Source organism: Bradyrhizobium sp. 179 (assembly GCF_023073535.1).
Taxonomy (GTDB): domain Bacteria; phylum Pseudomonadota; class Alphaproteobacteria; order Rhizobiales; family Xanthobacteraceae; genus Bradyrhizobium.
Genome location: NZ_JADPJR010000048.1, coordinates 124,602 through 150,286, shown reverse-complemented (window position 1 = coordinate 150,286; position 25,685 = coordinate 124,602). Strand labels below are relative to the sequence as shown.

The 25,685-nt window shown below is 59.7% G+C and carries 14 protein-coding genes; 7 read left to right on the top strand and 7 right to left on the bottom strand.

All coding sequences use genetic code 11. The annotated features are described in order from the left end of the window. The first annotated feature begins 657 nt into the window (after positions 1-657). On the top strand, positions 658-1,449 hold the full coding sequence (locus IVB12_RS11275) for a Crp/Fnr family transcriptional regulator (RefSeq protein ID WP_247298845.1): 792 nt from the start codon (positions 658-660) through the stop codon (positions 1,447-1,449). Between the two features lie 1,030 nt (positions 1,450-2,479). Further along, a complete protein-coding gene (locus tag IVB12_RS11265; protein ID WP_247298843.1) occupies positions 2,480-2,731 on the top strand; it encodes a hypothetical protein in 252 nt (83 codons plus the stop codon). Positions 2,732-2,762: 31 nt separating this feature from the next. On the opposite strand, the gene IVB12_RS11260 is transcribed toward IVB12_RS11265, so the two are convergent. Continuing rightward, positions 2,763-3,455, bottom strand: a complete 693-nt coding sequence (locus IVB12_RS11260) for a response regulator transcription factor (protein WP_247298841.1) — start codon at positions 3,453-3,455, stop codon at positions 2,763-2,765. A 946-nt stretch (positions 3,456-4,401) separates the two neighbouring features. Here IVB12_RS11260 and IVB12_RS11255 point away from each other — a divergent pair. Further along, positions 4,402-4,746, top strand: a complete 345-nt coding sequence (locus IVB12_RS11255) for an H-NS histone family protein (RefSeq protein ID WP_247298839.1) — start codon at positions 4,402-4,404, stop codon at positions 4,744-4,746. A 1,428-nt stretch (positions 4,747-6,174) separates the two neighbouring features. Here IVB12_RS11255 and IVB12_RS11250 read toward each other — a convergent pair. After that, positions 6,175-6,669, bottom strand: a complete 495-nt coding sequence (locus IVB12_RS11250) for a transglutaminase-like cysteine peptidase (protein WP_346658495.1) — start codon at positions 6,667-6,669, stop codon at positions 6,175-6,177. A gap of 1,189 nt (positions 6,670-7,858) precedes the next feature. Then, a complete protein-coding gene (locus IVB12_RS11245) occupies positions 7,859-8,746 on the bottom strand; it encodes an efflux RND transporter periplasmic adaptor subunit (RefSeq protein ID WP_247279019.1) in 888 nt (295 codons plus the stop codon). A gap of 216 nt (positions 8,747-8,962) precedes the next feature. On the opposite strand from IVB12_RS11245, the gene IVB12_RS11240 reads away from it, so the two are divergent. From IVB12_RS11240 to IVB12_RS11225, 4 genes are all read left to right on the top strand, one after another. Beyond that, positions 8,963-10,879, top strand: a complete 1,917-nt coding sequence (locus IVB12_RS11240) for an HlyD family efflux transporter periplasmic adaptor subunit (protein ID WP_247298835.1) — start codon at positions 8,963-8,965, stop codon at positions 10,877-10,879. A 10-nt stretch (positions 10,880-10,889) separates the two neighbouring features. Further along, positions 10,890-13,043 carry a peptidase M50 gene (locus IVB12_RS11235; RefSeq protein ID WP_247298833.1) on the top strand — a complete coding sequence of 718 codons (2,154 nt, stop codon included), beginning with the start codon at positions 10,890-10,892 and terminating at the stop codon, positions 13,041-13,043. Between the two features lie 10 nt (positions 13,044-13,053). Beyond that, positions 13,054-15,072: a DEAD/DEAH box helicase gene (locus tag IVB12_RS11230; protein WP_247298831.1), complete on the top strand. Its 2,019-nt coding sequence runs from the start codon at positions 13,054-13,056 to the stop codon at positions 15,070-15,072. 203 nt (positions 15,073-15,275) lie between these two features. Continuing rightward, complete coding sequence (locus IVB12_RS11225; protein WP_247298830.1) at positions 15,276-20,969, top strand: LamG-like jellyroll fold domain-containing protein; 5,694 nt, start codon at positions 15,276-15,278, stop codon at positions 20,967-20,969. Between the two features lie 97 nt (positions 20,970-21,066). Here the strand turns inward: IVB12_RS11225 and IVB12_RS11220 are convergent, their stop codons facing one another. From IVB12_RS11220 to IVB12_RS11205, 4 genes are all read right to left on the bottom strand, one after another. Then, positions 21,067-21,306: a hypothetical protein gene (locus IVB12_RS11220; protein WP_247298828.1), complete on the bottom strand. Its 240-nt coding sequence runs from the start codon at positions 21,304-21,306 to the stop codon at positions 21,067-21,069. A gap of 74 nt (positions 21,307-21,380) precedes the next feature. Next, positions 21,381-22,319, bottom strand: coding sequence for an alpha/beta fold hydrolase (locus IVB12_RS11215; protein ID WP_247298827.1), 939 nt, complete (start codon positions 22,317-22,319; stop codon positions 21,381-21,383). 78 nt (positions 22,320-22,397) lie between these two features. Beyond that, positions 22,398-23,642, bottom strand: coding sequence for an ATP-grasp domain-containing protein (locus IVB12_RS11210; protein ID WP_247298824.1), 1,245 nt, complete (start codon positions 23,640-23,642; stop codon positions 22,398-22,400). Next, a complete protein-coding gene (locus IVB12_RS11205; RefSeq protein ID WP_247298823.1) occupies positions 23,639-24,880 on the bottom strand; it encodes an NAD(P)-binding domain-containing protein in 1,242 nt (413 codons plus the stop codon). Before IVB12_RS11205 ends, IVB12_RS11210 begins: the two co-directional genes overlap by 4 nt. Positions 24,881-25,685: the final 805 nt, after the last annotated feature.

The window sequence follows — 25,685 nt, the reverse complement described above, 5'->3', positions numbered from 1 at the left end:
GACGGGCGCGCTTCGCGAGCGGCTTGCTACAGTCCTGCAAACAACAAGGGGGTCACTTCCTCATGTCGCTGCGGGGTCAAATCCGGACGTCGCTTGACAGGGGGCGAAGCCATGGAATCGTGGGCGCATCAGGCCTCGAATCTGGGACGCGCTGATTAAGAGATAGCAACGGGTTGAAGACCATCAATGACTTGCCGATCGCGTCCCAGGGATTGTCTGGCAGAAGATGGGCATAGCCGCACATTCATACCAGTGTTAGTCCGATCGGCCAGAAACTATTCTGGAGGTTGTTCGATACGGACACTGGGTGATTCAGAGCGCGTTTGCAGGCGTCTTGCGCTTCTCTAATCGTGGTCGAAGAGCTGGTTCGGAGAGCGTTCCCTGGCGAGGACACTCTTCTGCCCTCGCGCAGCCTGCTCGCGACAAGGTTGATGCGATCGGTGTGATGTCCGCGGCGGCCTTGCCTAGCGCCAGCTGAAGCCAGAGGCATAGGATCTCCGCTACAGCGTGCGGCTGTGGGTCCTGCGCATGCTCACCATCCATCATAGGAACCATATCTGTGGCGGCCAGTTGGCTTGCCGTTGAGCTGTCATTCTGCAGAGCAGCTCGACAAACCGGCATGAGTCCTAGGCCGAGCATCCGTCGGGGACCAATCCCATGATGGACCACGCGACCAGAGTTGGTAATCGGTTGTTAGCAGCGTTGCCGCCAGCAGATTTTGCTTTGCTTGCGCCTCATTTGCGGAAAGTCGAGATCGAGCGCGATTCCGTGCTGGCCCGATCGGGCGACCGGGTCGAACATCTTCTCTTCCCCCTGAGCGGCGCGATCGCCGCTATCATGGCGCTGCCGAACGGCCAGACAGTTGCCACAGCGATCATCGGCCACGAGGGGGCTGTGGGCCTGACGTCAGCGCTTGGCGCATCCAATTCGCCCGCGACGGCAGTCGTTCGCATACCTGGGTTCGCGCTGCAGATCTCGCCGGTGCAATTTCTGGCAGCGCAACATCGCAGCCCTCCAATCACATCCATGGTGCAGGTCTTCACGAGATCGTTGTTGACGCAGCTTCAGCACGTAGCCGCCTGCAATGCACTGCATTCCGTCGAAGCCCGCCTGGCGCGCTGGCTGCTTCACATTCACGACCGGTCGAATGGAGGCGATCTCCTCCCGTTGACCCAGGAAACATTGTCGGAATTGCTGGGCGTCCGCCGCACCACCGTCACACATGTCGTAAGCACAATGCGCGCGTCAAGAGCGCTGAAATCCAATCGGCGCGGCCAGCTCGAGATTGATCGGCCGCGGCTCGAAGCCGTGGCATGCGAGTGCTACAAGGTCATGAGCCGCAAAATCGATCGGATAGTTTCGCAGGGCGCGGTCGGACTCGTTCATGGGGGGCCAGCGCGACGGGCCTCCCACTTGCCCGGTAGCCGAATAGCCGGGACAAGCTCGTAGAGCCGGTTCGCTTTCGCGAACCGGTCCCGTGTACCTTCGCAATTTTGGCAAAAGTGCGCGGGACTCTGTCGTTGCAAACGCCCAATCCTGCGCGCAAGCGAGCTCAGAACCTTGGCGGCTTAGGGTCCGAGCCCTCGGCCGAAGCCAACCATAGCTTGCTCAACGCGCTTTCGGCCACACTTTCAGCATGCTGGAGCAAAGGCCCAGTGTTGCTGGCCGCACGGCGGCCCATCGCGCTCATGCATGGGCTGAGAAGACTCCTACCGGCTGGATTCGATTGCGCTCGAAATCCGAGTATCAGCTCTGGGGCAATCGGCCTTGCGCTTTTCCTCGTTCTCTTCGTCTGCGCAATCGACCCCACCATCCGCGCTTCGAATTCCAGAGCTCCCGCCGGTCGCGAACGGCCCTTTGCCACCGCCTCCGCCAGCACCGGACCCGCCGCTACCGCCGCCACCGCCGGATGTCCGTCCGGCACGAGATGATCCAGCAGGGCCACCACCAGCTGCTCCACCACCGCCAGCTGCTCCGCCGCCCCCAGATGACCCTCCGCTCGAGTTCCCCGGCCCCGCCGCGGACGACCGGTCGTTGTCGAAGAACGACTGGCCCCTGTCGTTCTGCCTCCCCCGTGCAGGCCGCCTGAACTTGCAATGGCTTTTGAGGTCAGGGAAGTGGACAGAAGCAGGGTCATGACAGGGGGCGTCACGGCTGCAAATCTTCCGCAGGTTTTCAAAAACGCCCGCCGGTCGTCATCTTCATTACCATCCCGGGTCACGACACGCTCTCCTCGAATTAAAACTTTAAATACCCTATTATATATTAAATACGTTTTCAACCAGGAATGTTCCTTGGCCCGGCGGGAGTTACTGAACGTGCGCCGCGCCGACAGAACGCTGAAATTCCGTGTTTTCCTCTCGGCGCGCCCGACGCATTGCAGCTTGCTGCGCGAATTTTGAGTTGCGCCTCGGCATTTAATATAGTTAATTTGCGTTTAACTGGCCGAGCGCGAGTTCGGCTGCAAAGGATCTTTGTGATGCCACTGCAATTCCACCGGTCCGTCCGGGACATGGAGATCTGGAGCGCGAGCAGCCACGGCTTCTCGTTCGTGATCAGTTTTGAAAGCCCCGGAGGTTCGGGCTTTCACGGACGCAACGGCTACTTGGCGAGTTGGCGTCCGCTCCACAAGAACCAAGCTGCAATCAAGATTGGCGGCTCGCCGTTTGGAACGTTGGCCGAGGCTGAAGGGGCTTGCCGCAATATGATTGAGCATCTGGCGCCACCATAGCGCGCCCCCGCGCACCCTCCAGGCGTCCTCGTCATTTCACGCTGGGCGGATCCTGACGCAACAGATCCGGGGGATCCGGCTCACGTGGCGCTGTATGCAGCTCGTTTCGCGAAATCGCCAATGCCGCGAGAACTGTACGATTGCTGATATCCAGCTTCTGGAAGATGTGATGAAGGTGGACTTTGATCGTACCGTCGGCAATATTCAAGCGACGCCCAATTTCCTTATTCGATAGCCCCTCCGACACGAGCCGCATGATCTGGCGCTCCCGGTCCGTCAGTTGTGTCAGCGGCTTCTTCTCGCCGGCACGGGGCTCCTGGTTGCCGTTCCCGGTGCTCGGCAAGCCTGCTGCTACGGCTTGAGCAGCCTTCCGCAGGGTTGCGACCAGCATCTCCGGACTCGCGTCCTTCGGGAGGATGATGCAGGCGCCATCCAAGGCCAGCCTCTGTAGCTCAATGTCGCCCGCGATACCCGCGAAGAAGATTATCGGGACAGCTGGGCCTACAGTGTTTGCAAGAGCGAGGATCTGCTGTCGGCTCACATCGGGCAGTCCAGCATCGACAAGCGTGATGTCCGGCACAAGAAATCGGATTGCCTCAAGACAGCTTGCACCATCGCTGCACGACGCAACGATCGTAAAATCACGCTGCGTCGCAAGAACGCTCCGGATTCCCTGTAAGACGATCGGGTGTCGATCCGCGATGACAACTCTGATGCGGCGCATGCTTCCCTTGCCTGTAGCTAACACCCCCCGTGCAGCCGTTTAATCCGGCATCTCCTTTGAGACGCGCGAGGCATGACCAATCAGCTCGGCCATAACGTCGCAAGGCTTAGGTTTGAGACAGCACGAAGCAGCAACGCTCGATGGCCGCGCTAGCGTAACTCGCTCAGAGAATGCGTGCAGCACCGTAAGAATGCGGTGCTCCACGCAAGGTTAAAACCGCGAATTCCTCGACGAAAGCGCCATTCTTTTCACAACGATTGGTAGATTCGATCTACAAGTTCTCTCGGAGAATGTCATCGGCACCCGATCGGCTGCGTTGTCATTATGGTCAACATCCATCTAACTTCGCCAAGGCCGGTTATTACGAACGATATATAGGGTCATTCACGATTCGAATCTAACATTCGACGAAGTTTCACTGAAGCGAGGCCATTCGAAAAGCCTCGCTTTCCGGAGGGAGGGCAAGAAAAGTATTACTATTCACCAAAGCGAGGATGGCAATCAAACACAGAATTTGGCTGCGTTTGATCGCAGCCCGTGTAGCACCGATGAAAACCCGGTCCCCAGTTGGAGCTGATTCCGTCAATTCAGCAACTTCAATGAGCGGCCGCGGGGTCATCGTTGGCATGAGTAGGTGGTCACATGTATTCTTCAGCTATTTTGCGTCAAACACATCAGGCCCTAATCGTTCAATTTACCGAATTGCAGAACCTACGTAGTCGCGTGTTGAAGGCCGAGCAGCGATTGCTTGCGCCCAGGCGACGAGCCCACGGGCGGAGGGCGCCAGGGAAGCGACCGCTCGGTCGGAGGCACGGGCCCAATCGGTAGCACCAGGTACCGCGTTGCACACAGGCGCCGCGCGCGCCCGCATCGCGCTTGCCCGACCCCGGCTTGACCTGATAATCCCCCTCCTGTGTAGGTTCGGAAGTAGTTGGGGACGGCTTCCATGGAGAAGGACGACTGGGCAAACATGACCACAGCCGAGCTGTGGCGGCTTTACGATGAGGTCACGACCGTCCTCAGTCGCAGGATGACTGCTGAAAAAGCCAAGCTCGAACAGCGGCTTCGTAAGATTGAGGGGACCGCCGGTCCGACTCAGACCCAGGAACGTCCGCGCCGCCCCTACCCGCCGGTGCTGCCGAAATACCGGAACCCGAAGAATCCGTCCGAAACTTGGTCTGGTCGCGGTAAGCAGCCCCGATGGCTGAAAGCGCAGCTTCGAGCCGGCAAGAAGCTAAACGATCTCCTGATCGATCGCTCGTCCGCGCAAAGGCGCCGCCGGGCCGGCTGAGGTGCGCCGCCGCGCTATCGTCGCGCGCCGACGACCCCGCGCGGTCTCTCGGCGGCTTGTGTGGCGACGCTCGCGTTGAAGCCGATCTAGCCCGCGCTGAGGGTCGGAGAACAAGCAGCGATGATGTTTTGCGGATCCTCCGTACAACGTCTCGATCAAATAGACAGTCGATCGCAGCAACATCAAACACCGCGAATCCTTCAAGCGTCCAGCGAGATAACAATCGCCGAATTGCATCCTCCTGAACTAAACGATGCGACCAGCGCCCAGGCGGCGGTATTTTCATTATCGATGATCCGCAGAAGCCGGACGCCATCAACCTGTGGTTCTCCAACACGCTCAGGTCGCGGTTAGACGACAAAAGGCGTCATCACCGTCGTCATGCAACGCGTTCACCTCAACGATGTCAGCGGCTACCTGCTCGAGATTGTTGGATCTGGCGGCGATCGCCGAGGAAGATGGGGAAATTGAGATCGGCCGCGGTAAGGTTCACCGTCGGCGGGCCGGCGAGACCCTTCATCCCACCACCTTAAACTAAACTTCTCGGCCATGCGCGGCGGTTTGAAGAAGCCGGAACGTAGGGCCCCTACGCAGCTTAGGACGCGCAGCTCGGCGGTACCGGCGCGGGTCTCCTACTAGTTTCGGCCGCCTGCGACTGAAGAACTCGCTTCAGGAGGCGGCGCCCCGCAGCCGCCAACCAGATCAAAGTCAAAAAAGCTGCCGCTCAGACTCATGGCCAACCGAGAATAGTCCTCCTCTTGAACCTTGGCAGGCCGGTGCGAAAAGCGTCCACCCAGTTTGAGCGCTGAGGCTGGACTCCCCTTCGCCCAGATCGCGCAAGCACAGCAAGGCGGATCGCTCTTCCTTCGCGCTCAGGCCTTTCTGGTCTGCAAACAGCTTCCGTCCCACGCTAGCCGCGTCAAGTTCGCCTGCAAGGTCAGCGACGAATTCACCGTACGCATCGTCAAGATGAAGAGCTACACCGCAATGGTAACAAGACGCCTTGGTGGGCGGACCTCCAGATCTCACCGCGACCGGTCGCGAACGAGCTATGGGCTGGAAGCCGGATCGACGCCAGCGGGCAGGTCGACAGACGCGATCAAGCTCGCTGTTCGGAGCTTGGAACAAGAGCAACGTTGAAATGAATTTCCCCTTCAATATGACCTAAGTCCTCCCGGCAAACGCCATACCGGGAGACTTCGAGGTGCTTGCCCCCCCCTCCTGCCCGAAGGCCTCGACCGAGCTCACACTCAACCCGGCGCTCGATGGGACTGGCCGATCGAACGGTCGGTTCGTAGTGGTCACTCGGCCGTGTGCCTGATCGGGCTCCTGGTCGGTCCCGACGAAAGGCTCCGCGCCTTTCGCGACAGGTTACTAATTTAGTCGTGGAAAGGAAATGGTGATTGCCTTGTGCTGGCTCGGCCAAATTTATACCTTTCCGCGGTCGATCGTCGACCACAGCTGATTGCTGCTCGGCATTTGTACGCGAACCCAACGATAGGGGACCCGCGACCACAGCTTGATCTCTGAAGCAAGATTGTCGAGCACGAGATCGCCGCTCCGGGTGCGCACGAGCAGCACCAAATGATGCTCTCCAGAACTGACGATGACCTCGCTCAGGAGCAAGGCCCGCGCCGGCCAGCCACGCTGAAGGAGTTCGTGACGTTTGCTTACGGCGTAATCATTGCAGTCCCCGCGATCGGGATTGATGCTCCACGCCTCGCCGTCTAAGCCGAGATGGTTGGGCGCAGGCACAACGGACAAGTTGACCAGACCATTGACCTCTAAGAGATCCGCCCACCGTTCCTCCGTCAGCCGGACTGGACCGCCGCGGAAGCCCCGCCGCGAGCGGCACTCGGCCTCGTAGCGCAGGCAGAACATCGTGTACGTCAGAGGCGGAAGTGTGGGCCGTCCAAGTTCGATGCGCCCTAGTGCCGCTTGAGGAGGCGTAGGCGTCGCCAGGCGTCCTGCCCCCGCCCATGGAGTACCTCCGGCCATCATGGCGATCGCTATAACCAAGACGGAGCCGGAGACTCGATACATCTGCCGATCCCTACTGAGGTTCGGATCCAGGCGCAGCCAGGCTATGGGCAGAACTGCGCGATTAATTCGCCCATTTAAATATATTTAATATATATAATTAGCAACGAAAATAACAATCCGATTATTGCGCCTCGGACTAAAACGCTCGGCCTGCCAGTGGACAAGCAGGTTCAAATGCGCCTCGGTTGCTTCTCTCCGGGAGCGCTGCTGCCCTTACGCGGTTATGCCATCTGTCACCGACGGTTGTGTTCGCGTCGCGAGCGTCGCGCTGTTATCGGGCGGACGGCGCCGAAGGAGCGCTGGCCCGAACTTCGTCCCCCTCATAGGTCAGACGACAATCGTAGCGGTGACTTCGCCCGCCAAGCGAATGGCTGCAATCAGCAGCATATTTTTTACAACAGGGAAGCGCCGCGCACTCGGTCCGCGGTTGTGCGCCGAATTTTGTGCGCAAGGCGGGGACGCGAGTCGAAATCGCCAGCACCATCGCTTCTCGCAGGCCACCGCCTGACAGAAGCCTGCGGAGCTTTGGAATCCGGGTTCGATCCGGACGCTCGGGTTGGACGATCAGGACCGGCGATGTCGAGTGTTGGTCGCGTTGTTTGTCAAGGCAGCCGATTTGACCCCACTAACCGATCCTGACGGCTGCGCCTTTTCGATCGCCTCCGGCAATCTACCGGCGGTCCCTTGATCAGTGGGTGATGCGCTCGCGGCGGGAAATCTGTGCGCGTAGGGCGGGGGCGAGCCGTTCCAGAATGAGGTGCCGCTCCAATCGGATCTCGCGTTCGAGGGCGTCCGAGTAGATCGGGAGCGCGCGGATTGTCTCACGAGGGATTCTACAGGACGCGTGCCCAAATGGGGCCCCTGCCCCGACCACGATGGCTTGCCATCGCGTTCGATCTCGCCGACGAACTCGACGTCTCCGACAGAACTCAGCGTCATATTAAATTTCCAATTCAATAATGGCGCCATTAAATTAATACAAGCGAAACTTTTCCTGCAGAGACTTAGTAAACCGCACTTCGGCCTCACCAGAATCAACCGCTCAGGCTCTCGCGATGATCGACGCACTCTATTTTTGAAAGGATGATGGCGCGTCACCAGCCATCAGAGCCGGATTGCCGCCCTCCAGCACGAATGCGACTTTGCAGCGAATTCCCCCAGGCAGCGCCAAACGCGGGTTTGGCAAGGCCAGACGCACCCCGAACGTTCCGCTGGCGGCGTCGAGGACGCGGTCGACAACGGTGACAGAGGCAATATGGACGCCCCCGATGGGCAGCTCCGGTCGCACCTTGGCTCTGCTGCCGGCACGGATCTGACCAAAATATGCGGTGGGCACGAACACTTCGACCCTCAGCGGATCAATCTGTGCGAGGGTGAGGACTGGGCTCTGGTCATTTCGATATTCACCCGGAACGAGAAGCCGCTCGACCACCACGCCGTCGATCGGACTACGCAGCGCGCGTTGATTCACAACCTCTTCGGCGTGCGCGACTTCCAAACGAGCAAGCTCGTTGTTGAGTTGCGCCTCCTTGAGTTGCTGCTCGGCAACCTGCACCTCCGCTTCGGCTTCCTGGAGTGAAGCGAGTGGACTGACGGACCTTGTATGAAGCTCCTTTAAACGCTCATGTTTTTGACGCAGGAACTGCGCGCGGGCTTCGGCCGACTTCACGGGAGCACCATTGGTTGCACGGGCCCGCGCGAGCGCCAGCGTTGCGGCCTCGACTCCATCTTCGATCTTGCCAATGATCTGGCCCTCCCGAACGATATCGCCGCGATCAACATCGAGGCGCGCGATCATGCCGACTGTGGGGCTCGCCAGCTTGACGGTTTGTTGCGGCTCGATCACGCAATTGAATTCTCGCTCCCCCGTCGAGATTTCTGGGGTCTCTGCCCTTGCACCGGAACCGGCAAGCAAGATCCCCACCGGTAGGTACAAGCACAAAACGACGTAGTTCATCCGCTGAGCTCTGCGGGCAATTCCCTCAATCGGACGCATTATGCGAGTTCCCATCGAATTCCGCTTCCGCGCTATTCGTATATAATATTAATTGGATTTAATTAACTTAAAATGGCATAATTCGAAAAATAATATAGCCGATGGATTGGCGGAAGATGACTGCCACCCTCCGACAACACTACCAAAGTCATTGGTCGGCGCTCTTGTGGACAACACATGTCTGAACCCGACTTGACAGCAAGCGGGGGTCCCGCCCCGCAATTGCGGCAGGTGCCCGCAGATGCGACGACATCGCCGCACTGGCAAGGATTGCTGAACGCGGGAAACGAAGCGACATTTGTTTCGGCCTGGTTGGCGCTGCAATGCAGCCGGATTGCCGGCGTGTCAGCGGGTCTGTTGCTCCTGCGGCGGGTTGATTCAACTGCTCCGTTACTATCGGTAACGTGGCCGCCTCGGGATGTGGATGCCCGCGATCTCATGCGCCTGGCCGAAACCGCCTACGCGGAACGCCGCTTGGTCATTGCTCCGGGTCGCGTCGGTCCTGATTCCAGGCCCGCGCAACCTGTGGCCTTGATAGTCGCCCTGCCGCTCGGCACTACGAACGAGCCGATTGCGGCTGTAGCCATCGCATTGACGACGACGGCCGCCAAGCCCCTGGTCACCCCGGCGATCGTCGCGGAGCAATTGCGCTGGGGTGCGGGCTGGCTCGAGGCATTGCCTTGGGCCAGGCACACTAAGGATCTCTCGTCTGACGTAACGCGAGCGGCATCGTGCCTCGACCTCCTGGTCACAGTGAACGCGCAGCCGCGGCTGAGCGGTATGGGAATCGCGGTGGTCAATGAGCTGACAACCCGCCTGCGGTGCGAGCGCGTATCGCTAGGGATTATCCGTCGTAATGGTACAATCTGCCTGCGCGCGGTTTCGTTCTCGGCTAGCTTCAAACGCGAGAGCCGCCTCGCCAATGCGATCGAGAGCGCAATGGAAGAGGCGATCGAGCAGCGTGGATGCGTCGTTTATCCGCCATTGCCGACGATGGGACGCGTCGTGGCCATCGCCCATCGGGCACTGGCGGAGGAAGCAAAGGCGTCCGGCTCGTCGACGATGTCAGCTATACTGGCCGGCCCTTATGGAGAACCGGCCGGCGCTCTCACTTTCGAACGTCACCGCGCCGACCCCTTTACGGACGACACGCTGAAGTTGGTAGAGGGGATCGCGGCGCTGCTGGGACCTCAGATCGCTTTGCAACTGCGGGCGAACCGGCTCTTGGGCGGACGTGTGATTGACGGTATCGGCGACGGATGCGCGGCACTGTTCGGCGCACGGCGGCCGACCCTCAAGCTCTGCGTCGGCAGTGTCATGGTGCTTGCGCTAACGTTGGTCTTTGCGAAAGGCGAGCACCGCGTCACCGCGAAATCGGTGCTTGAGGGCGAAGTACAGCGCGCAGCTGTGGCTCCGTTCGACGGATTTGTTCGAGCGGCCCCGGCACGAGCTGGCGACACGGTGCGGCAGGGCGACCTTCTCGCCCAGCTTGACGATCGGGATCTCGTTCTCGATCGGTTGAAGTGGCGCGCCGAACTCGACAAGCTGCTTCAACGCGATCGCGAGGCGCTCGCCAAGCACAATCGCAACGGCCTCGTGGTACTGGAACCGCAGATCCGGCAGGCGGAGGCGCAGTTGGCACTCGCGGAAGAGAAGCTCGCGCGCACCCGGATCCTCGCTCCATTCGACGGTGTCGTCGTCTCGGGCGACCTGAGCCAGATGCTCGGTTCTCCCGTCGAGAAGGGAAAGACGCTGTTCGAGGTGGCGCCACTCAATTCCTATCGTTTGATCGTTCAGGTCGACGAACGTGACGTTCGCTTCGTGGCGGTCGGGCAGAGCGGCACCGTTGCACTCGCAGGCAGGCCCGGCGAACCGGTGCCGATGACCCTGAACAAGATCACGCCGGTTACGCTCGCCGACGAGGGACGCAACGCTTTTCGGATTGAGGCTCGCCTCTCGGAAGCGGGCCTTGCATTGCGCCCCGGGATGGAAGGCGTTGCAAAGATCAGTTCCGGACGACGCCCGATTGCGTGGATCTGGCTGCATCCTATCATCGATTGGCTGCGACTTGCCGCGTGGAAGTACCTGCCGTGAGAGGGGCAATATGACCGCAGCCCCGTTTCTAAGCTCGTCCTGGTATCGCGTCGCGCAACGCAGGCCGAAGCTTCGCGACCACACCTCGGTGCACCGACATCGGTATCGGGGCTGCATTTGGTACGTCGTGCAGGATCACGCGACCGGCCGCATGCACCGCTTGTCGCCCGCCGGCTACATGATCGTGGCTGCGATGGACGGCGTGCGAACGGTTGACCAAATCTGGCACGAGGTCGGATCCGCTCTTGCAGAGGAGGCGCCGAGCCAGAGCGAGGCCATCCAATTGTTGGCCGAACTCAGCGCTTTTGACCTGTTACAAACGGAAGTGACTCCGGATGCAAGTGCGCTGGTCGCACGTGCCGCGAAAGCTAGACGCTCCAGGTGGCTCGGCAACGTGATCTACCCGCTGGCCCTGCGGATGCCGCTCTGGCATCCAGTCAGGTTTTTCGAGCATACCCGGCCGCTTGCAGAATGGTTATTCGGGTTGCCGGGTGCCTTGCTGTGGCTACTGGTGGTGTTGCCGGCGCCTCTGTTCGCGGCACAACACTGGCAGGAATTAACAGCCGACGCCTCCGACCGAATCCTAGCCACCGACAACCTTCTGTCGCTCGCGCTGGTTTATCTCCTGCTCAAGACCTTGCATGAATTTGGGCACGGATTTGCGGTCACGGCGTTCGGAGGAACAGTACCCGAATTCGGAGTCATGATCCTGGTGTTCGCCCCGTTGCCCTATGTCGACGCCTCTGCCGCATCGGCATTCCGCAGCAAGTGGAGGCGCGCTCTTGTCGGCACGGCCGGAATGATTGTCGAAGTGTTCTTCGCTGCGCTCGCGCTTTACGTATGGCTTACCGTTGAGGCTGGACTTGTTCGCGCGCTCGCATTCGACGCACTGGCCGTGGCTGGTGTCTCGACCGTGGTATACAACGGCAATCCACTCCTGCGATATGACGGCTACTACATTCTCGCGGATCTGCTGGAAATTCCGAACCTGGCGCAGCGTGCTACCAGGTACTGGAGCTACATTATTAATCGCTACGCGTTTCGAGCGGATGGATCTAAGGATTTCGTAGCCACGACTGGCGAACGAGTCTGGCTCCTTTTGTACGCACCGACTGCTTTCCTTTACCGGCAGGTCGTGATGCTCGCGATCGCTATGTTCCTCGCCTCGCAGTATCTCGCCCTCGGCGTCTCGATCGCCGTCTGGAGCCTGCTAACAGGGGTTGCGCTGCCGATCGGCAAGGCCCTGTGGTTCGTGCTCGCGAGCCCGAGCCTTCATCGCAATCGCGGCCGCGCCGTGGCGGCGACCTTCGGCATGATTCTGGCCACCGGGTTGATGCTTTTCCTAATTCCGGTCCCTTCTTACACCACGACGGAAGGCGTCGTCTGGTTGCCGGAGAATGCAATCGTGCGCGCGCGAACCGACGGCTTCGCGCGCGCGCTTCTGGTCCATCCGGGCATGAGCGTCACAGCCGGAGAAGCGCTGGTCGAAAGCGAAGAATCAACACTCAAGAGCGAACTCGCAATTCTCCGCGCACGCGTCGCCGAACTCGAGGCGAGGCTTGCGATCGAGCGCTTTACTGACCGCGCGAGCGCGGAGATCACTACGACGGAACTGGGGCAGGTACGCGCCGAGCTCGCGAGCGTGACCGATCGCGCCGCGCGCCTCATCGTGCGCAGCCGCAGCGAGGGCACCTTTGCTGTTATGAAACCACAGGATCTGCCGGGACGCTTCCTGCGGGAAGGGCAACAGATCGGCTACGTACTTACTCCCGGTTCACGCATCGTGCGTGCAACAATCCGTCAGGACGACATCGACCTCGTTCGCCATCGGCTGCAGAGCGCCGAAGTTAAACTCGCAGAACGCCCTGATGAGACGTTGCCCGTTGAATCCATTCGCGAAATACCGGCAGGCCGTGACGTCCTTCCCAGCAGGGCTTTGGGGGGCGCCGGCGGCGGCGCTTTCACCGTCGATCCAGGCGATCCCGAAGGCGTAAAGACGCTGCAACGCGTCTTCCAAATTGATCTTGTACTGCCCGAAAATGCACCGGCGGCCACCGCATTCGGCGGTCGCGCCTATGTCCGCTTCAACTTCAACTGGGAGCCGCCGGGCCAACAGATCTGGCGCCGTCTACGACAATTACTGCTGTCCCAGCTGCAGGTCTAAGGGCATCCGTATGCTCAAGCGCAACCGAAACTTCGTCGGCCTTGCCTCGGTGGCGGTGGACGCACCCTATGCAGAGCAAGCCGCTCGCCGAGAGATTGGACTCGATGCTGCCCTGCTCGACGCTTGGGGCCGGCTCTTGCCCTTCCTGCAGCCGGCCATCGCGCGAGACCGCCTCGTGCGCTTTGTCCGGTTGGTCGGCGATCTGGAACCGCAGTTCGCTGTTCTGACGAACCAGCGTTTGCGCAAAACTGCGGAGGAGCTGCGCGCATCATTGCTGTCAACTCCCCTCTACTCGCATCAAATGGCGCGTTCGTTTGCGCTTGCGCGCGAGGCGGCGCGTCGTCACGTCGGGATGCGTCTCTTTCCGGTTCAATTGCTCGGCGGCGCTGCCATGATGGGAGGCGCGGTCGCCGAAATGGAAACCGGTGAAGGCAAGACTTTGACGGCGCTGCTGCCGGCGATCACCGCCGCACTCATGGGGCGTCCGGTTCATATCATCACGGTCAACGACTATCTCGCGCGCCGCGACGCCGAACAGCTCGCACCCATCTACAATGCGCTCGATCTCACGGTCGGGCTCGTCGAGCACGGGCAGTCGCAGCGGGAGCGGCAAAGAGCCTACGCAAGTGACGTCACCTATTGTACCAACAAGGAGCTTGTGTTCGACTATCTCCGCGATCGGCTCGCGCTCGGCCCCCGCCGTGCCCGTTCTCGGCTTTCTCTCGACACAATATTCAACAGCAGACTTGCTAGCCACCATCAATCACCACTTTTGCGTGGTCTGCATTTCGCGATCGTAGACGAGGCTGACAGCGTCCTGATCGATGAGGCCCGGGTGCCATTGATCCTCTCCGGAACGCAAGAAGGGCCCGAGAACGCCGGAGGCCTGCACGAGACCGCACTAGATCTCGCTCGACGCCTGGTGTCCGGCGACGACTTTCATGTGCGCGCAAACGAAAAGTCGGTGCGGCTGACCACCCGCGGCGAAAGCCGGATCGCTCAGCTCGCTGCAGGACTGCCAGGACTATGGGCAATCCGGCGCGCGCGCGAAGAACTCGCGCAGCATGCGCTTGCCGCACTTCATCTCTACCGACGCGACGTCCAGTATATCGTCGCTGATGGCAAGGTGCAGATCGTCGACGAGTATACCGGGCGCATCATGCCGGACCGGTCGTGGGAAGGCGGCATCCACCAGCTCATCGAAGCCAAGGAACATTGCACCATCACGGAGCGGCGCACCACCCTTGCGCAAATCACCTATCAACGCTTCTTTCGGCGCTACATGCATCTTTGCGGCATGTCCGGGACGGCGACCGAGCCGGCAGGGGAACTATACGGCGTCTATGGCCTCCGCGTTGCAAGGATCCCAACAAACCGGCCATTGCGACGAGCGAACGCCGGCACACGCTTGTTTCGGACGGCCAACCTCAAATGGGAGGCCGTGGTCGATTCAGTTCACGATATCGTTCGCAAAGGTCGCGCCGTGCTCGTCGGGACCCGCTCGGTTGAAGCCTCTGAGCAAATTTCGCAGTTGCTTAGCAGATCGGGACTCGAACCCGTGGTTCTTAACGCGCGACAGGACCACGCAGAGGCCGAGATCATTGCGAGCGCGGGTCAACCGGGCCGCATTACCGTCGCTACCAACATGGCGGGCCGCGGCACTGACATACAACTACATCCTGCGGTCCGGAGCCGAGGCGGCTTGCATGTCATCCTAACCGAATATCACGAGTCCCGCCGCATCGACCGCCAACTCTTTGGGCGCGCCGGCCGCCAGGGTGACCCCGGTAGCTACGAAACGATCGTCGCGCTCGATGATGAGCTTTTCAGACGCTTTATGAATCCAAAGCTTCTTCGGTTATTGGGCAAACGATCGAAACGAACGCAGCCAATTCAAGGAGTATTAGGACGCGCATTACGCAGCTATGGCCAACACGCGGCCGAGCGTCTTCACGGGCGAGCCAGACGGACCGCCCTTGCCGAAGATCTTCGTTTCAACAGAATTCTCAGCTTCGCCGGGACCGAATGATGGTTCGCTTTACGCGAACTACTTCCCCAGGAAACTCCCGCAATCTCGCTCATCCGACACGTACACAAATATTATTATTTATATTTTGATTAATAAATCCGTAGCCAAGCCGTCGCGTTGTGCTATTAATTGGCGCATTAATTTATCCATTATCGAACACCATTATCCAGCAGCGATTTCGGTTCTGGCATTCGGAGACAACGATGTCGGGTTCCCGGGGCCTTTTCAGCCATCTGGCACGACGGATCGTTCACAGCAACGCGAGGAGCGATCGCAAGCCGATCGTCGATGGCAACCGCGATGCTAGCCATTCGCCACTGATCTTCGAGACCCTCGAATCGCGCCTGCTGCTTGCCGCAGACCCGCTCGGCATCACGGCCGGCTACGCCTTCAGCGAGGTCTCGGGCACCACAACGGCAGATGCATCCGGCCACGGCATCGTCGGCACGCTCACGAACGGTCCGACCTTCACAACCGGACGATATGGCAATGCGGTCGCACTCGATGGCATCAATGACTTCGTCAATCTCGGCAATCCGACTGCGCTGCAATTCACGGGCAGCATGACGGTCGGTGCGTGGGTTTACGTCAGTGCGTTCCCCTCCGATGATGCCGCGGTCGTGTCTAAGCGAACATCGAGCGAGTCCGGATATCAGCTCGATATCACCGCCGATACCGGTCCCCGCACCATCGGGTTCAAGCTCACCAACAGTGCCGGCCAGCCGATGTTCCGCTATGGCGCGACGCCGCTGCAACTCAACACCTGGTACCACATCGCGGGCGTCTATAACGCTGCGAACCAGACCATAGACGTTTATCTTAACGGCGTCCTTGACAATGGTCAGCTGCTGGGCACGGTCACCAATTCCCAGCAAAATTCCACCGCCAATGTAAACATTGGCCGCCGGGCCGGCAGTACCGGCTTCGAATTTCCAGGCCGCATCGATGACGTGCGCATCGCCGACCATGCGCTCACTCAGGCGCAGATCCAGACCGACATGGCAACGCCTCTCGCCGGAACGGCGGACACGACGCCTCCGACCGTGTCACTCACGCCTCCGGCCCCGATCGTATCCGGAACAGTGAGCCTTGCAGCGAGCGCGTCGGACAATGTTGGCGTTATCGGCGTCAAGTTTTTACTCGATGGCAATACCCTGATCGGCACGGAAGATACCACCTCGCCGTACGGTGTCTCGTGGACCACGACCACGGCATCGAACGGCTCTCATGCGCTGACCGCGCAGGCACGCGATGCCGCCAACAACGCAACCACCTCGACGCTGGTCAACGTTACGGTCGACAATCAAGCACCAACGGGCACGGTGGCGATCAACGGCGGCGCCGCGGCGACCAATAGCACTTCGGTCACGCTTACGCTCACTGCGGCCGATGCAGTGACTTCCGTCAAGCAGATGCGCTTCTCCAACAACGGCAGTTCGTACTCGACGGCGGAAGCCTTCGCCCCGACCAAGGCCTGGACGTTGTCGAACACAACAGGCACCAAGACGGTCTATGTCCAGTTCAAGGACGCCGCGGGCAACTGGTCCGCGGCGGCGACCGATACCATCGTGCTTGACACGACCGCGCCAACGATCTCCGGGCAGACAGCAACGAACATTACCAGCAGCACCGCACGAGTCACCTGGACAACCAATGAGGCCGCGACTTCGCGGGTCGAGTATGGGCTGACGACCAGTTACGGATCCTCGACGGCGCTTGATGCGACCCTGGTGACGGCACACAGCGTTGGGCTAACCGGCCTTGCTCCCAACACCACTTACAATTACCGCGTCCGTTCGATTGACGCAGCCGGGAACGAAAGGATCGGCTCAAACGCTACGTTCACGACGGCTGCCACCCAGGACACCACGCCGCCATCGACTCCTACGGGCCTCACGGCGACCGCCGTTTCGACAACGCAGATCAATCTTTCATGGAATGCGTCGACCGACAACGTCGCCGTCACCGGCTATCAGGTCTTCCGCAATGGTGCGCAAGTCGGCACTCCGACGACGACCACGTTTAGCGATACCGGCCTGTCGCCGGGCACGTCCTACACTTACACCGTGCAGGCGAGAGACGCTGTGGCGAACCTCTCCGGACAATCCGCGTCGGCCAGCGCCACGACGCTGACGTCCGATACGACGCTGCCCACGGCGACGATCACGGCGCCGACGGGTTCAGCCACCGTCTCAGGTACGATCACCATTAGCGCCGATGCGTCCGACAATGCCGGGGTGGCGGGCGTGACCTTCCTGGTGGACAATGTCGCGGTCGGTGGAGGAGAAGACACGACCTCTCCCTACAGCGTCAGCTGGGACACGACCACGGTCACGAATGGCGTCCACACGATCACAGCGCGCGCACGGGATACCTCCGGAAATGCCGGCGACTCGCTGCCCGTCAGCATCACGGTGTCAAACACTCAAACGCCGGGTCTGGTTGCTGCCTATTCCTTCGATGAAGGATCCGGAACGACTGCGGCCGATTCCTCAGGGCAGGTAAACCTAGCGACACTCAACAACGGCGTTGCCTGGGTGGCCGGCAAGCATGGCCAGGCCGCGAGCTTTGACGGAGTGAATGACTACATCTCTATTCCAAATTCTGCCTCGACCAACATCTCCGGTAGTGCCCTTACACTGTCAATGTGGATCAATCCCCAGCCGCTCGCGAGCGGCGATTGCGTCGTTATCGGCAAGTTCTGGAATACCACTATGTCGTCGCCCTACTACCAATATGGACTCGAACTGCGCGGCGGCAATCAGACCGATTTCTATATCGGGACGTCCAGCGGCGCGCGCGTCGCCGCCGGAGGAACCACTTTGCCATTCAGCCAGTGGTCCCACCTTGCCATCACCTTCGATGGTGCGCAGGTCAAGACCTACGTGAACGGAACCCTCGTCAACACGCAGGCGCTGTCGGCAACGATCACGGCGCGCGGAAATCCTATGCGCATCGGAGCGGATGCCTCGACGGCGCAATTCTACAAGGGAGCGCTCGACGATCTGCGGATATACAACCGCGCGCTGACTTCTGCCCAAGTGCAATCGGACATGACGACGCCTGTCGGCAACCCGACCGCTGGATCACCGCAGGTCTTGATAAATTCCCCAATCAATGGAGCGCAAGTTAGCGGCATCGTGAACGTGACTGCAGATGCAACCGACGACACCGGCATCGCCAATGTGCAGTTCTATATCGACAATGTGGCAACCGGCTCTCCCGATACGACCAATCCTTACGCTCTTTCGTGGGACACGCGCACGGCAAGCAATGGCGCGCACACTGTCACAGCGATGGCGACCGACATAGACGGCCATGCGACGTTGTCTGCACCGATAACCGTCAACGTGGCGAACAGCAGCTTTTTCCAGAACGACGTCTTGGCGACGGGATTCAATCTGCCGACCGCGATCAAATTCCTGCCCGACGGCCGCATGCTGGTGGTGGAACTTGCGGGCACGATCAAGATATTGCCGCCGCCCTATACCACGCCCGATCCAACGCCTTTCCTGCAACTCACCAACATCGGCTCGGCCGGCGTACAGCAAGGCATCTATGACATTGCACTCGACCCCAACTTCAACACCAATCATTACTACTACATCTTCTATACGCTGGGCACACCGAACGTGGATCGCTTCTCGCGCTTTACGGCGAACGCAGCGCTAACGGGCACCGTCGCCGGCAGCGAGTTCGTCATCTATCAGGATACCGAAATTGCCAATGCCGAGCACCACGGCGGTGCGATCAACTTCAGCAACGACGGCAAGATTCTGCTCACGACCGGGGAGCATTTCCAGGCCGGCGAAGCGCAAGACCTCACGAAGCCGCGCGGCAAGATCCTTCGGTACAATATGGACGGCACCGTTCCCACGGACAATCCATTCTATGATGGCAACGGACCGAACTACGATGCGGTATGGGCGCTTGGTCTGCGCAACCCCTTCCGCGCCTACTACGACGCGCCCACAGGAAGGTTGATCATTGGCGATGTTGGCGGGAACGTCTACTCAACTGCGATCGAAGAAATCAACATCGGAGCGAAAGGCGCCAATTACGGCTGGCCGAATGTAGAAACTCCGAACGGCGATCCCGCCTACACTGCACCGGCTTACTACTATCCGCACAATGGCCGCGACGCGGCAGTCGTAGCCGGGTTTGTTTATCACGGCACACAATTCCCAAGCAGCTATCAGGGCAGCTTCTTTTTCGCGGATTACACTCAGAACTGGATCAAGCGCCTGACCTTCGACGCCAACGGAAACGTCACCGGCGTCTTCAACTTCGAGCCAGCCGACGGCTCGGTAGATGGCCCCTACGGCGACATTGTCTATTTGACCGAAGGCCCCGATGGCGCGCTCTACTATGTCGATCTCGGCTATTCCGATATCAGTGCTACATTCGGCGTAAGCAAAATCCGCCGCATCGACTTCATTCAATCGGATCTGCCCCCGGTAGCGACGGCTTCGGCATCACCAACGAAAGGGCCCAGCCCGCTCACCGTCAATTTCTCCAGCAACGGTTCATCTGATCCGGAAGGAAAGCCTCTCAGCTATTCGTGGAACTTCGGTGACGGCGCGACTTCCACCGCGGCCGACCCGTCACACACATATACGGTCGCGGGCCCGTATCAGGCCCGGCTGACGGTCTCCGACGGGGTCAATTCCACGCTGTCGACTCCGATCGCAATCAGCGTCGGCAATAGTCCCGTTGTCAGCCTCCTTGCGCCAACCGATGGCGCGACCTTCAGGGCCGGCAACGTGATCACATTCAGCGGCACCGCGACGGATGCCGAAGATGGTACACTCCCCGCAAGTGCCTATACCTGGAATATCGATTTCCTCCACGAAGGTCATGTTCATCCGGGTATTCCTATCACCGGCGTGACCAGCGGCACGTTCACGATCCCGACCTCCGGGCACGATTTCAGCGGATTCACGCGGTATCGAATAACGCTGACCGTGACCGATTCCAGCGGGCTGCAGTCGAGCCAATCCGTCACGATCTTCCCCGATAAGGTCAATCTCAATTTCAACACGTCGCCTGCCGGATTAACACTGTATCTGGACGGCATCGCGCGCACGACGCCGTTCACCTATGACACGTTGATCGGCTTCAATCATGAGATCGAAGCGCGCAACGCGACCGTCGGAAGCACGACCTACAACTTCGCATCGTGGTCGGATAGCGGCACTCAAGATCACATCATCACAGCCCCCGTCGGCGGTGCGACCTATACTGCGACTTATAATGCCGTTACGACCGCCGCACCGTTAGCATTCGTCCAGATGACTTCCGCCACCCCGCAAACCAACCAGACCCAGGTATCGGTCGCCTACACGAACGCGCAGACGACAGGGAATACGAACATCCTCGTGATCGGATGGAATAACACGACATCGAATATCACGTCCGTCACGGACTCGGCCGGCAATGCCTATCAGCTCGCCGTCTCGACAGCGCGAGGCAGCGGTATCAGCCAGGCCATCTACTACGCCCCGAATATCAAGCAAGCCGCCGCCGGCGCCAACACCGTGACAGTGACCTTCAACACTGCGACTCAATACGTGGACATTCGCGCTCTGGAGTACAGCGGTCTCGCTCTCAGCAATCCCTTCGATGTCGGGGCCTCGGCGGCAGACACCAGCAGTTCAGCCAGTACCGGGGCGGTAACGACCTCCACCGCGCATGAGCTCATTTTTGGTGCCGGAACGACGACGGGTGGGTTCACTGCGGCAGGCAGCGGCTTTACCACGCGTGTCATTACAACGCCTGACCTTGATATTGCCCAGGACCGGTTCGTAACCGCAACGGGTAGCTACAGTGCGACAGCATCTCTCCAGGGCTCTGCGGCATGGGTGATGCAGGTCGCGACCTTCAAGGCCGTGGGTTAGTCTAGATGCCACAGCCTCAAGACGTCATGTGCAGCAACGCCCTGAGCTGACGCGCCCAGCTATGCCTCAGTCGGCAGCTCAGGCGGACCTGCATTCCTCATTCCTTAAGCGTCGGATAATCGACGAACAGCTCAAACAGGTTCGTTGTGAATGTCAGTTTCGTCTTACGGCGGCGCCTGATCACCCAAAACACGCCATAGCCAATGGCGAGGATCGGAAGCCCCGCGCCGGCAATCGCGCCGGGAGCTCCCCTGACCCGGCCGGGGGCGCCGTCGCAATTCCCGTTGCCATTGCAGGCTTGCGCAGGCGCGTCAATGAACGGCAGGGCGAAGACCAACCTTACCGAAAAATAATCGGCGACCCGCGCGCTAGCTACGGCGCTACGTGGAGCGCGCGTCGCAAACGGCTTTGCTAATCAGCTACGCGAGGCCTTGGAACAGCTGCTCGTACGTCAAGTTGCACAAGGAATTGCTGTACCGTAGATCCCCAAACCGCTGTGTTACCATTAGGAAACAACATGTGCCCTTCCCCCGTCGCTGGAAGGGCAACGAAGAGGATTCTGGCGCGCGAGTTGGTGCTGTATGCCGACCACATCTCTCTCGCCAACGGCGGACCAAACGTTTCATCGTCAAGTGCGTACAGCCAGATCTGCGGCAATTTGTTTTCCGCCCCGAGCCGGCTTAACGCGGCAATGAGCTTGTCACGCCCGTTGCAGAAATGCTCGTGTTTCCACGAGCCGGTACCCCCGGCAAAGTTAATGATACCCACAACTCCATTCGGCGCATCCGACGCAACGCCGAGCGCTCCAAAACCCCCGTGTGAATGTCCAACGATGATGACGCTCCTTGGGTCAATGAAGCTTTGCTGTTGCATGAAAGAAATCACGCTCTCAGCGTCCCGCGCTGCTGCTCTTGCAGTTGCCAAATAGTCCATCGTCTCGCAAGATCCTACCATATCGTTCGCAGTTCCTTGCGAGCGGCCGTAGCCTTGCCTTAAGGGGACCGCGACCGCGAAGCCATGATCGACGAACCATTGCGCGGCGGTCTCGAAACCCGGCCTGACAGCCTGAAAGTTCCTGGCAGGCTTGCCGTGATAGATGACCACAAGCGCAAAGGGACCAACTCCAGCCGGCCGATAGACTATTGTCTCGAGCAACCGCAAGGAGGCTTCCCCGTGCGAGTGTGCTGGAATCCACCAAAGCTGCTGGTTATAGGTGCCATGCGGCAGCCCAATCGGCCCGGTACGACGCTCGATGGTCGGCGCAATCTTCACGACAGAAATCCACCATAGGCTAAACGCGGCCAGCCCCACTATCGTGGCGATTCCCAGCCGCCATGAAGCAATACGCAATCCTGCACCTCCTGCCTTGATATTGATGCGAAGTCGCCATCCAACACCGGTGATGTCGTTTCCACGACGTCCTATCTACTAGTGTCTCAGGTCGCCTGCAGGTCGCGGCGTGTGCTCGGGTGCGGTCCAATGAGAGTGGTACGGCGATCTCTCACTGCTGCTGTACCCAAAGAACCGAAGTAGCTCCGGCTCCTCAAACGGCACATCGTGAAAGGCTCTTGCGAGCCACTGGCTGCCCGGGTCTCTCTTCCACTCTTGCGGGAAGAGTGCCACCTCGTCGGGCGACTGCCGAACACTGAAATTCTCCAGAGGTTCGTTGCGGATCGCGCTAGACAAGGCCGCCGGCAAGTCGGGGCCGTCGTAGCCTGGAAAATGATTGATCTGAGTAGCCCGTGGATTGATCTCTATCAGCTTCGCTTCCTGACTGTCCTCATCCAGCACGAAATCCAACCCAAATACGCCTGACAACTCAAGATGCCGCGCTATAGAGCGCGCAGCGGCGATCATCGGTTCCCCCCTCACACGCCGAACGACGCTTGCCACCCCGAACGCGCGGCCGCATTGAAGGACCTCGACCGAAGCCCAACCCACAACATTGCCGCGCCAGCACGCGACGGCGCAATTGGCAAGGCGCCCCTTAACGTAGGACTGTACGGACACTTGGGCTGTCGAAAAATTCCTGGCCGTGAAGAACGGTTCAACGTCGCCGTCGTACAGCAGCCATTTCATGCGACGAACCCAGCTCTTTCGAAGTCTCATCCTAAGAAACCCGGGCACGACTTCGCCCCTGTTCCGGAGCAAGAGAACGTCGCTGCCGCCGGAGCTTCCGTCGAGCTTCAGAACTGCCGGAAGTCCGTGCTGACGGACCCAATCCTGTAGGTCATGTAAGCTATCGATTGCTGCCGTTGGAGGTACGTGAACGTGAGGCAATTGCGCGAGGCTGGTCAGGAAGGAACGTTGGCGAACCAACTCATAAAAGTTGGGTGACCCAAGAGAGGTTTCAATGAGTGACGTGATGCCGCGACCTGCGACGCCATCGCAAGCTGAGGCCGCCTCTGCGTAGATGCCATGCAGGTGTGCGACGATGCGATCGTCGCAGGGCACTATAAGATCAGGTCTGGATGCGGCGATACTGTCCTTTATCGATTTATACGGCGAAGTTGGTCTATATTCGAATGTACGGTTCGGGGATTGCATCCGATGAATCGGATGTCCCTTCGGCGCAACGGCATCCACCGCAAATCCCGCTCTTCGAAACGCAATCGCAAGCCGGGCGACATTCGGCCAAAACATGCTGTGCGCAAGCAGGACCTGCGGGATCATTTCCCCGCCCATGCGTCGGCCCGCAACTTCTTGCCGGTTGGCAATTCGATACGAGACGGTCGGCGTAACGTTGGCGCAAGGCGCCGCGCGGCAAAGCCCGCGCCAAACGCAAAGCGCATCATTGGTCCGAAGCTATTCGCCGCGATCGGTCCGATAAGAAACAACCCCTTTACCGACGACTCAAAACGCATCGAGAGCATCGGAGATTGGTTTACGTGCGCCAGCTGCGCAACCAACGTTCTATCCATGTAATCGAGGCGCCGGATGTCGACGCGATAGCCAGTCGCGGCGATGACGTGGTCCGCATGCACCCAGGCTGTTTCGCCATTCGGCCTTCTCAGTTCGAGACGTACCCCCTGGTCGACGGCTGATGCTTCCACAACTTCGCAACCGCAAAGTGCCGGAACGTGGTCAACGAACATCTGCCTCATGGGCCATCCAGCGGCGGGACCGAGATGACGACGCACGACCTCCTCGCGGAATGCATCGGGCATTAAGTGAAAGAGCAGCGGCGCGTCGGTGCACAACCGGGATTTCAGCCCCGGTCCGATTCCAGAGCGAGGATGCCTGATGCGTTGCCAGAGCGATCGCTTGCTCGGGGGCGGATTTGCGAACACCAGCTTTTCGCGGCGGCAGATCAGCGTAACATCGCATTCCTGCCGTTTCAGCAGCGCCGCCATATCGATGGCCGACGCTCCACCCCCAACCACTGCAACACGCCGCCCCGCGAAGCGGCCGAGGTCACGATGATCGTAACTGTGCGAAACGACCTTGGCAGTAAGCGCGCTGAGCGGAGGCGGTACATAGCGGAAATGTCCGATGCCGGTTGCGGCAACGATGCGACGGGCTCGCACGGTAGTTCCATTCTCGAGGCAAAATGCAAAGCCCTCGGCGTGCCGCCGAAGTGAGTGAATAGTCGTTTCCTCCAGGTTCGGGGAGAAGCGATCCCCAAACGCACGGCCATAGTCGATGAACGTCTCCAGCCGAACCGGCGTTTGATCATCGCTATATTTGATCGAATACTCGCTGCAAAAGCGTGACAGCGGATACTCACCCGCCGGATCGTAGAGGTTGGAAGCGAAGCCATCCGACTTCAGCAGCATACCCTCCGGCATGTGATGACGCCACGTTTCCATCGGGCGGCCGAAAATTCGATGATCAACACCCGCCGCTCTGAGATGGGCTGCCAATGAGAGGCCATACGGACCGGCGCCTATGATTGCAACATCAACTTCCATTACGTATCCAATTCGCTCGAGGCGTTGCAAGCCTCAGTCGCTTTCGGCGCTGATCGCCGATCGAAAGTATCGGAGGGAAGCAATTCGACCTGCTCGCTCGATCCCGCGACAGTCAGTTTTGCGCGCAGAGCCAGAGTGAGCTTTTGCAAAAACGAGAGCCGCTCGGAGCGGATCTCCCGTTCGATTGCGTCCGAATGGAACGGAATCGTGAATTGTGTCGCGCGGAATTCTACAAGGCACCTGTCCCACGCTCATAGACGTGTGGACCAGGAGACCCGCGCCAGCCCATTCAACGCCAATGAACTCGATCGACACGACAAGCCTCGCAAATGTGACGTATCGGCCATTGCAACTTGCGCAATGTGACGATGCCTATTTCAAACAAGCACCGAATTGCCCCTACGTTTAATTGTCCCATTCTTCCACCTGAGAGCGGCAGCTTTCTTCCAAGGCTACAGGACATGAAGCTGGGGCATGTTCATTTGTTGATGTGCCATTGATCTGTGCAGGCGAGCCCATCCGCTAAAGCAGCGGCGGTCATTCTCATGCTCAAATACTGAAGGACTCGCTTGCTAGACTGGGACTATTCCGGCTTGCGCCGGCGGCGCCTGATTACCCGGTAGACGCCGTAAGCTACCGCCACGAAGGCGATTCCAGCGCCGGCCGCGGGCCCCGGTGCCCCTTGAGCCGTTCCTTGCCCGACGTACGTGTAACTTTGATCGGGAGGGAAGAAGAAACTTGCGGTGAAATATACACCGGCGGGCACCGCCGCAGCCATTATGAGGAAAATCGCAAGGACCCATCC